Annotated in this window: 5 protein-coding genes and 1 pseudogene; 3 read left to right on the top strand and 3 right to left on the bottom strand. The window is 70.9% G+C overall.

All coding sequences use genetic code 11. From position 1 onward, the window contains the following. Together SSQG_RS18265 and SSQG_RS18260 are read right to left on the bottom strand one after the other, a co-directional pair. Window positions 1-1,344, bottom strand: a 1,344-nt coding sequence (locus SSQG_RS18265) for a sigma-70 family RNA polymerase sigma factor (protein ID WP_063749166.1), incomplete at its 3' end; no start/stop codon positions are given. Window positions 1,345-1,541: 197 nt separating this feature from the next. Next, a complete protein-coding gene (locus SSQG_RS18260; RefSeq protein ID WP_003991288.1) occupies window positions 1,542-2,321 on the bottom strand; it encodes a TetR/AcrR family transcriptional regulator in 780 nt (259 codons plus the stop codon). 374 nt (window positions 2,322-2,695) lie between these two features. Between SSQG_RS18260 and SSQG_RS18255 the strand changes: the two genes are divergently transcribed. Both SSQG_RS18255 and SSQG_RS18250 read left to right on the top strand, forming a co-directional pair. Further along, window positions 2,696-4,075, top strand: coding sequence for an NAD(P)/FAD-dependent oxidoreductase (locus SSQG_RS18255; protein ID WP_039933040.1), 1,380 nt, complete (start codon window positions 2,696-2,698; stop codon window positions 4,073-4,075). A 173-nt stretch (window positions 4,076-4,248) separates the two neighbouring features. Continuing rightward, window positions 4,249-5,917, top strand: a pseudogene (locus SSQG_RS18250) (ATP-binding SpoIIE family protein phosphatase). A 38-nt stretch (window positions 5,918-5,955) separates the two neighbouring features. Here SSQG_RS18250 and SSQG_RS18245 read toward each other — a convergent pair. Beyond that, a complete protein-coding gene (locus SSQG_RS18245; protein ID WP_039933038.1) occupies window positions 5,956-7,221 on the bottom strand; it encodes an MFS transporter in 1,266 nt (421 codons plus the stop codon). Window positions 7,222-7,343: 122 nt separating this feature from the next. Here SSQG_RS18245 and SSQG_RS18240 point away from each other — a divergent pair, with 122 nt between their 5' ends. Next, window positions 7,344-7,892: a MarR family winged helix-turn-helix transcriptional regulator gene (locus tag SSQG_RS18240; protein WP_003991284.1), complete on the top strand. Its 549-nt coding sequence runs from the start codon at window positions 7,344-7,346 to the stop codon at window positions 7,890-7,892. Window positions 7,893-8,815 lie beyond the last annotated feature (923 nt).

Here is an 8,815-nt window from a genome sequence, read left to right as displayed (position 1 = left end):
AGGAGAAGGGGGAGAAGGGGGCGAGGGAGCGGGAGTGGGATCGCCCGGCTGGACCGCTGGCGACGACGGGGAGGGAGCCGTCTTCGCCTCGCCGCCGGGCTTGTCGTTCGCCGCCAGTGCCAGCACGACGGCCACCGCAACGCCCACGGCGACCACACCGGCCGCGATACCGGCCTTCAGGGGCGCGCCCACCCCCTCGGATGCCACCGCACCACCACCGCCACCGACACCTGCGGACGAACCGGCACCGGCCGCCGCCGTCCCGCCGGCCGCCCCGCCCGAGGAGACTCCGCCCGCCGAGGCCGCCCCCGCGGCACCGGCGGCGCCCGCACCTCCGGCGATGAGCCCGGCCGCCTTGGCGTACCCGGCGGCACCGAACCAGCCGATGACGGCGACCGGCACCACGGCGGGGATGCCCCCGGCGACCTCCTCGATCTGCAGCGCGGCCAGCCGGCACCTGGCGCACTCCTCCAGGTGCTTGCGCAGTCCCCGCTCGGCGCGGGTGCGCAGCCGGCCGCGGGCGTACGTGCCGAGCCGGTCGGCGTAGCGCGCGCACCCCTCGTCGTCGGTGAGCGTGGCGCTGACATGGGCCTGGAGGTAGGCCTGCTTGAGGCCCTCGCGGGCCCGGCTGGCGAGGACGCGCGTGCCGTTGGCGTCCAGCCCGAAGAACGTGGCGACCTCGCTGGGCGACTCGTCCTCGACCTCGGTGTGCCACAGCACGGCCTGCCACCGCTCCGGCAGCGAGCGGAACGCCCGCATGGCCATGGACCGATCGGCCTCGTGCATCGCCCGGACGTCCGCGCCGAGTTCCGGCGCGTCGTCGTCGGAGACGTCGGAGCCGTGTGAGGACTGGGCGGCGAACACCGCGAAGTCCTCGACGAGCTGCTCCCGCCGCGCCGACCTCGTCCAGGAGGCGGCGACGCGGCGTAAGGAGGTGAGCAGGTACGCGCGTACGGCCTGCTCGGGGCCGGAGCCGCCGCGCACCGCCTGGAGCATGCGGGCGAAGACCTCCGCGGTCAGGTCGTCCGCGGTGTGGGCGTCACGGCAGCAGGTCCGGGCGTACCGGCGCACGGCGGGCGCGTGGCGCCGGTACAGCTCCTCGTACGCCGTGTCGTTGCCCGAGCGCATCCGGTCGATGAGCTCGGCGTCGGAGGACGGCAGCTCGCGCGGCGGCAGGACGCTGTCCTCGTGCCATGCGCGCTGCGGCGGCACCGAGCCGTCGGCGGGGTGGCCTCCCGACGGGACGCCCGCGCGTCCGCCCTGGCTCGGCACCTGCGGCGGGACCGGGTCGCCGGTTGTGGCGTCGCCGCTGCCGCTCGACTCGTCCCGCCCGTCAACGCTCATCGCGGAAAGCCCCCGCCAGCCGCCCAACACGTCCAGACCACCGGGTCAGAGTGCCATATCGGCTTTTGGTCAGGACCCCGAAATTCGGATCATCACTCATCCGTGGGGATGTGCCGCACGCCAGTACTAGCCATCACTCGTTCGGGGAATGATCCCCGTCGCCCCGGGCCCGGAAGTCCCCCTCCGAGCCCGGAAGCTCACGCCGGGCGTGACCGCAGGCCCTCCAGCAGGATGTCCAGCAGCCGGGCCGAGGCGGCCGCCTGCTGTGCCGCGTCCGGCAGCGAGGGCGCGGCCGTCGCGATCACCAGCAGGACGTCCGACACCGACACGTCCGGCCGCAGCTCACCCGCCGCACGCGCCCGCTCCACGAGCTGACCCACGACCTCGAGCAGCGCCGACGCCCCGGCGTCGTCGTCCGCGCCGACCACGGGCGCCGGCACCGAGGCGACCGCCACCGGCTCCTCGGGAACCAGCCGCAGCTCCGTGGAGACCGGCTGCGTCCGCTGCTGCGGCACCCGCGGGCCGCCGGCCTCCTCCTCGCCCACCGAGACCCGCAGCACCTGCGGCGGCAGCAGCCGCCCGGCACCCGAGGCCACCGACGTGCGCAGGAAACGCGACAGCGCCGACCACGGCTCGTCCTCCTGCCCGAGAGCCGCCCGCGCCTGTTCGGTCAGCCGGGAGGTCTCCTCCTCGGCTATCCGCCGCACCAGGACGTCCTTGCTCGGGAACCGCCGGTACACCGTGCCCACACCGACCCGCGCGCGCCGGGCCACGTCCTCCATCGGCGCGCCGTACCCCAGCTCGCCGAAGACCTCGCGCGCCGCCCGCAGGACGTGCTCCAGATTGCGCTGTGCGTCCACGCGCAGTGGCGTCGTCCGCGCTCCGTGCCCGCGTCCGTTGTCCGTCGCCGCGCTCATCGTCACGCCACCCGCCGCGAGAGCAGATGCGGACGACCAATGAGAATCCTGAACATGCATACGCATTCCCCCGGTAATGACGTCTCCCCCCGGAGACTCTCCCCGCCATTCGATGCCGGGACGTGGGAACGGGCCCCGTTCCGCGGCCCGCCGTCGCGGACCCGGTGAGCGCATCCCCCTACACCCCGTCGACACACGAACATAGTTGAGAGGGAGTCAATTCAGAAGGGGCACGTTCCGCACGGAGCGCCCACCGATCGGAGTACGGGCCGCATACGTCCTGAATGTGCCCCCTCACGCGCCCCGCACCACCCCTGCTGACCTGCACAAATCGATCGAGGCTTGCTATTCCGGCCAACTCCGCGCGCTCTCCCGCTCCGGTCACACAATTCGTCGAGGCTGTGGACAAACGCAAGCGACGGGTGCGTCATGGGATGGTGAAGGAACGTGCGCGCATTCTCGTTGTCGGTGGTGGCTACGTCGGGATGTACACGGCCCTGCGCCTCCAGCGCAGACTGAAACGGGAACTGGAGCGCGACGAGGCCGAGATCACGGTCGTCACCCCCGACCCGTACATGACCTATCAGCCGTTCCTCCCCGAGGCCGCCGCCGGAGCCATCTCACCCCGCCACGTCGTCGTACCGCTGCGCCGCGTCCTCGACCGGTGCCGCATCGTCATCGGCGAGGCCACCGCCGTCGACCACGCGAAACGCACCGCCACCGTCGCCACCCTCGCCACCGCGGAGGAGGGCACGGGCGGACAGCTGCTCCCGTACGACGAACTCGTCCTCGCCCCCGGCTCCGTCTCGCGCACCCTGCCGGTCCCCGGCCTCGCCGAACACGGCATCGGCTTCAAGTCCCTCGAGGAAGCCATCGGCCTGCGCAACCACGTCATCGAACAGATGGACATCGCCTCCTCCACCCGCGACCCCGCGATCCGCGACGCGGCCCTCACCTTCGTCTTCGTCGGCGGCGGCTTCGCGGGCGTCGAGGCACTCGGCGAACTGGAGGACATGGCCCGCTACGCCGCGCGCTACTACCACAACGTCCAGCCCGAGGACATGAAGTGGATCCTCGTCGAGGCCTCGGACCGCGTCCTGCCCGAGGTGGGCGAGGAGATGGGCCGCTACACCGTCACCGAACTGCGCCGCCGCAACATCGACGTACGCCTGCGGACCCGTCTGGACTCCTGCGCGGACCGGGTCGCCGTGCTCAGCGACGGAGCCCGTTTCCCCACCCGGACCGTCGTCTGGACGGCCGGCGTGAAACCCCACCCGCTGCTCGCCGCCACCGACCTGCCCCGCAACGACCGCGGACGGCTGAAGTGCACGCCGGAACTGACCGTCGAGGGCACCGCGCACGCGTGGGCAGCGGGAGACGCGGCCGCCGTCCCCGACGTCACCGCCGCGGAGGCCGGCCGCGAGTGCGCTCCCAACGCCCAGCACGCCCTCCGCCAGGCCAAGGTCCTCGCCGACAACATCGTGCACACCCTGCGCGGTGAGCCCCTGACGACGTACGAACACGCCTACGTCGGCTCGGTCGCCTCCCTGGGCCTGCACAAGGGCGTCGCCCACGTCTACGGACGCAAGCTCAAGGGCTACCCCGCCTGGTTCATGCACCGCGCCTACCACCTCAGCCGCGTGCCCACCTTCAACCGCAAGGCGCGCGTGCTCGCCGAATGGGCCCTGGCCGGGCTGTTCAAACGGGAGATCGTCTCGCTGGGTTCACTCGAACACCCCCGGGCGGAGTTCGAACTCGCGGCCGGTGGAAAGCCTCCCCAAGACCCCTCGCACAACCCGAAGGGGTCGTCCTGACCGGACCCAGGAACTCCACCGGCCGGCCCGGCGTCTGACGGATGCTGGCCCGGTCGGCACACTGCCAGACTGGTCCTCCACCGCGGGCGTGCCACCGCTCGCCCCGGTGCGGGCCCCCGGGGCCCCGGCCGGTTCCGGTGCCGGCCGCCGACGACTACACGAGGCAAGGATTCGTGAACTTCACGCGCTGGAGCGCCCGGCTCCCCGGAACGCAGCGCCGCGCCGCAGCGCGGACCGAGCAGACGGCCTCCCCGGACCGGCAGGGGGAGGGCTCCGTGCCCGCCGCCCGTGCCGAACAAGTGACCGACGAGGCACCGCCCGTACCCGCCGTCGACGAACTGCGGGTGCGCGAGGTCCTCGACCGGGTCCCGTCCCTCGTCGCCCTGGTCCACGGCCCCGACCACCGCGTCGCCTACGTCAACGACGCCTACAGGACCACTTTCGGTGCACGCCCCCTGGGCGAACGCGCCCGCGACGCGCTCCCCGAACTGGACGCCCTCGGCCTGTTCCCCCTCCTGGACCAGGTCCAGCGCAGCGGCAAGCCGCGCACGGTGAAGTCCCGCAAGGCCCCCGACGGCCGCTCCTACACCTTCACCTGCACCCCGGTCGCCCAGGGCGACCGCAAGGGCGGCAGCGACGGCCGCGGCGTCCTCGTCTTCGCCACCGACGTCACCGACCACGCCGAAGCCGCCGAACGCCTGCGCGCCAGCGAACGCCGCCAACGCGAAACAGCGGTGACCCTGCAGAGATCCCTGCTCCCCCAGGAACTCGAAGAACCGGACGACCTGCGCATCGCCGCCACCTACCACCCCGGCGGCACCGAGGCCGCGGTCGGCGGCGACTGGTACGACGTCATCACCCTGGGCGGCGGCCGCACGGCCCTGGTCATCGGCGACGTCATGGGCCGCGGCGTCCGGGCGGCAGCCGTCATGGGCCAGCTCCGCACAGCGGTCCGCGCCTACGCCCGCCTCGACCTCCCACCCCACGAGGTCCTCCAGCTCCTCGACGGCCTGGCAGCCGAGATCGACGCCAACCAAATCGCCACCTGCGCGTACGCGGTCCACGACCCGAACGAGGGCAAGCTGGTCTACGCCTCGGCCGGCCACCTCCCGATCCTGGTCCGCGACGAGAACGGCACGGTCCTGCGCGCCGAGGAACCCACCGGCCCCCCGCTAGGCACCGGCGGCTGGATGCACACCTCGGGCTCGATCCCCCTCAGCCCCGGCTCCACGGCCGTCCTCTACACGGACGGCCTGGTCGAGCGTCGCGACGCCGACCTGGACGAGGGCATCGCCGCCCTGGAACGCGCCCTGTCCGGCGCCACCGGCACCCCCCAGGTCGTCTGCGACCGCCTGGTCCGCTCCGCCCGGCGTCACCCCCGACCACGACGACGACGTGGCCGTCCTGGTCCTCCAGCACCCCGCCCGCACCGGCCCCGAGGGCGAGCTCTTCCGCAACGCCGCCCTGGAACTCCTCGGCGGCGTCGAAGCGGCCCCCCGCGCGCGTGCCTTCGCCTCCGGCGTCCTCACCAGCTGGCGCTTCCCCGCCGACCTGCACGACCTGGGAGTCCTCGCCACCAGCGAACTGGTCGCCAACTCCCTCCAGCACGGCACCCCGCCGATGCGGCTGCGTCTGCGCCGCACCGACCGCCGCCTGATCATCGAGGTCACCGACGGCGACGACCACCTCCCCAGACGCCGCCGCGCGGAACCGGGCGACGAATCGGGCCGCGGCATCGCCATCGTCGCCACGATCGCGTCGAACTGGGGATGCCGCCGGACACCCGGCGGCGGCAAGGCGGTCTGGTGCGAGTTCGCCCTGCCGCGCACCCAGCTGCCGTAGCGGGGTGGGGGATCAGGTGAGGGATCGGCGGTGGGGGATCAGACGTCCGCCGAAACGGGCGCCCCACCCCGCGCCACGACCCGGCTCTTCGCGACCCACGGCTGATCCTGCACGTCCGTGAGCTGCCGCCCCAACCGCACGGCAAGGACGGTGATCCCCAGCGAGAACACCAGGAACGCCACGATGTACGGCGCGTGCAGCGAGGCCCCGAGCGGCCCGCCCACGGCCGGCCCGACGGCCAGCGCGAGCTGCTTGACCAGGGCGAACGCGGAGTTGTACTGCCCGGCCATCCCCTCCGGCGCGAGATCCGCGACCAGCGGCGCGATCGTCGGCGACAGCATCGCCTCACCCAGCCCGAACAGGGCGTACGTCGAGACGAACGCGGCGGTGGCCATCTCCTGGCTCCCGTGCCCGAGCCCCGCGTACCCGGCCACGGCCCACGCCACGGCCCAGATCAGCCCCACGACCGCGATCACCCGCGACCGCCGGCGCCGCTCCACGAACCGCAGCACGGCGAACTGCGCCACGACGATCATCAGCGTGTTCGCCGCCAGCGCGGTCCCCAGCGCCGACGTCGATATCCCGGCGGCCTCGACCCCGTACGCGCTCAGCCCCGACTCGAACTGCCCGTAGCAGGCGAAGAACAGCACGAAGCCCAGCACGCACAGCTGCACCATGGCCCGGTTGCCCAGCAGCTGCTGCCAGCTGCCCCGCCCGGCCGCCACGGGCGCGTCCCCGATCCGCGGCGCGTGCGGCATCCGCACGGTCGTCATCACCACGACCAGCAGCAGGAACATCGCCGCCTCGATCGCGAAGAGCAGCGTGAAGGAGGCAGCGCTCGTGGTGTCGACGAGATGACCACCGATGAGGCCACCGACACCGAGGCCGAGGTTCTGCAGAAAGAACTGCATGGCGAACGCCCGCGACCGCGTCTCCGCCGACGAGCAGTCCACGATCATCGTCGCCAGCGCCGGCTGCATCACGGCCTGCCCGGCCCCCAGCAGCGACGCCGACACCAGCACGGCCGCCGCACTGCTCGCGAGCCCCAGGCTCAGCGCACCTACGGCGGCGGTGACCAGGGCGGCGAGCAGCACCGGAAGCGGGCCACGCCGGACGATGGCCCGCCCGGCGAACGGCAGTACGACCAGCGCGGCCACAGCGAAGACGGCGAGTACGAGACCCGCCGTCATGGCTCCCAGCCCCCGCACCTGCGCCACATAGACGTACAGGTAGGGGACCGTGAAGCCGAGCCCGAACGCGCTGAGTGCGTTGCCCACGTGAATCCGGCGCATCGCTGCGCCCATCGCCCTGGTCACGTTCACCTCTCTCACAAGTTAGGAGTGAAGACTTCGAAACTAAACTTCGAAGCTAAAGAGTACATACCCAAGGACTTCAAGGCAAAGAAGGAGCGTGCGATACTGCCGTCATGGGCGACACCTCCGGCCCCAGCGAGCCGACCCTCGAAGAACAGATCGCCGCGTACCAGCGCGAGTTCCAGGACCTCGACCCCCAGGTGGAGCAGATCGTCTCGGCCCTCTCCCGCCTGAACCGCCGTATGAACGTCGCCTACGGCCGTCAGACCTCGGCCCTCGGCATCAGCAACGCGGAGTGGGAGGTCCTCAAGGCCCTCGTCCTCTCCGGAGCCCCCTACCGCCTGGGCCCGAGCGACCTCGCCAAGCGCCTCGGACTGACCCCGGCCGCCATGACGCACAGGATCGATCGCATGGTCGGCGAAGGGTTGGTAACCCGGGAGCGAGACGAGACGAACCGCGTACGAGTCATCGTGGAGCTGACATCCGAGGGGCGTGAGAAGTGGCTGGAGGCAATGCGCCTGGCGACGGTCTTCGAGGAGGACCTGCTCCAGGACCTGGCCCCGAAGGAGCGCGCCGCGCTCGGCGAAGTCCTGACCCGCCTCCTGCGCCGGGTGGAGGACGACCAGCCGGACGCCGGCGGCCGCCTCTCAGACCTGGACTGACGCCGCCACAAAAGATCTTGACAGGGGCCGCTTGACACTCCCCTGCCCGATCCGTATAGTCCTTCGGGTTGCCGCGGAGCCGTAACGGTTCTTCGGCAGCACTTCCGCCGCACTAGCGGCACCCAACCACCAGCAAGATCACTCCCAGCGGGGTTGATTTCGGCGTGTCCGAATTCAATTCGAATTGGGACTCGACGACCTGATTTTGGATTCGCCGAGAGAGCGCGCTAAGGTTGGACACGTCGGAACGGCCCAACAGCCGCAAAGACAAGCCCCGCTGACTGGGGATCAGGTCCGAAAGGATCTGATAGAGTCGGAGCCGCCGGAAAGGGAAACGCGGAAGCGAGAACCTGGAAAGCACCGAGGAAATCGGATCGGAAAGATCTGATAGAGTCGGAAACGCAAGACCGAAGGGAAGCGCCCGGAGGAAAGCCCGAGAGGGTGAGTACAAAGGAAGCAACCGTTCCTTGAGAACTCAACAGCGTGCCAAAAGTCAACGCCAGATATGTTGATACCCCGTCTCCGGCCATCAGGCTGGGACGAGGTTCCTTTGAAATAAACACAGCGAGGACGCTGTGAACGGTCGGGCTTATTCCGCCTGACTGTTCCGCTCTCGTGGTGTAACACCGGATTACCGGTACACATTCACGGAGAGTTTGATCCTGGCTCAGGACGAACGCTGGCGGCGTGCTTAACACATGCAAGTCGAACGATGAAGCCCTTCGGGGTGGATTAGTGGCGAACGGGTGAGTAACACGTGGGCAATCTGCCCTGCACTCTGGGACAAGCCCTGGAAACGGGGTCTAATACCGGATATTGACCATCGCGGGCATCCGTGATGGTGGAAAGCTCCGGCGGTGCAGGATGAGCCCGCGGCCTATCAGCTTGTTGGTGAGGTAATGGCTCACCAAGGCGACGACGGG

The organism is Streptomyces viridochromogenes DSM 40736 (assembly GCF_000158955.1).
GTDB classification, from domain to species: Bacteria; Actinomycetota; Actinomycetes; order Streptomycetales; family Streptomycetaceae; genus Streptomyces; species Streptomyces venetus.
The sequence above is the reverse complement of the archived record's forward strand: the minus strand, read 5'-3'. Positions and strand labels throughout refer to the sequence as shown.

Excerpts from the sequence above, each read along its gene's own strand:
- SSQG_RS18255 (WP_039933040.1), top strand. The coding sequence starts at position 2,696 with ATGGTGAAGGAACGTGCGCGCATTCTCGTTGTCGGTGGTGGCTACGTC.
- SSQG_RS18240 (WP_003991284.1), top strand. The coding sequence starts at position 7,344 with ATGGGCGACACCTCCGGCCCCAGCGAGCCGACCCTCGAAGAACAGATC.
- SSQG_RS18260 (WP_003991288.1), bottom strand. The coding sequence starts at position 2,321 with ATGCATGTTCAGGATTCTCATTGGTCGTCCGCATCTGCTCTCGCGGCG.
- SSQG_RS18245 (WP_039933038.1), bottom strand. The coding sequence starts at position 7,221 with ATGGGCGCAGCGATGCGCCGGATTCACGTGGGCAACGCACTCAGCGCG.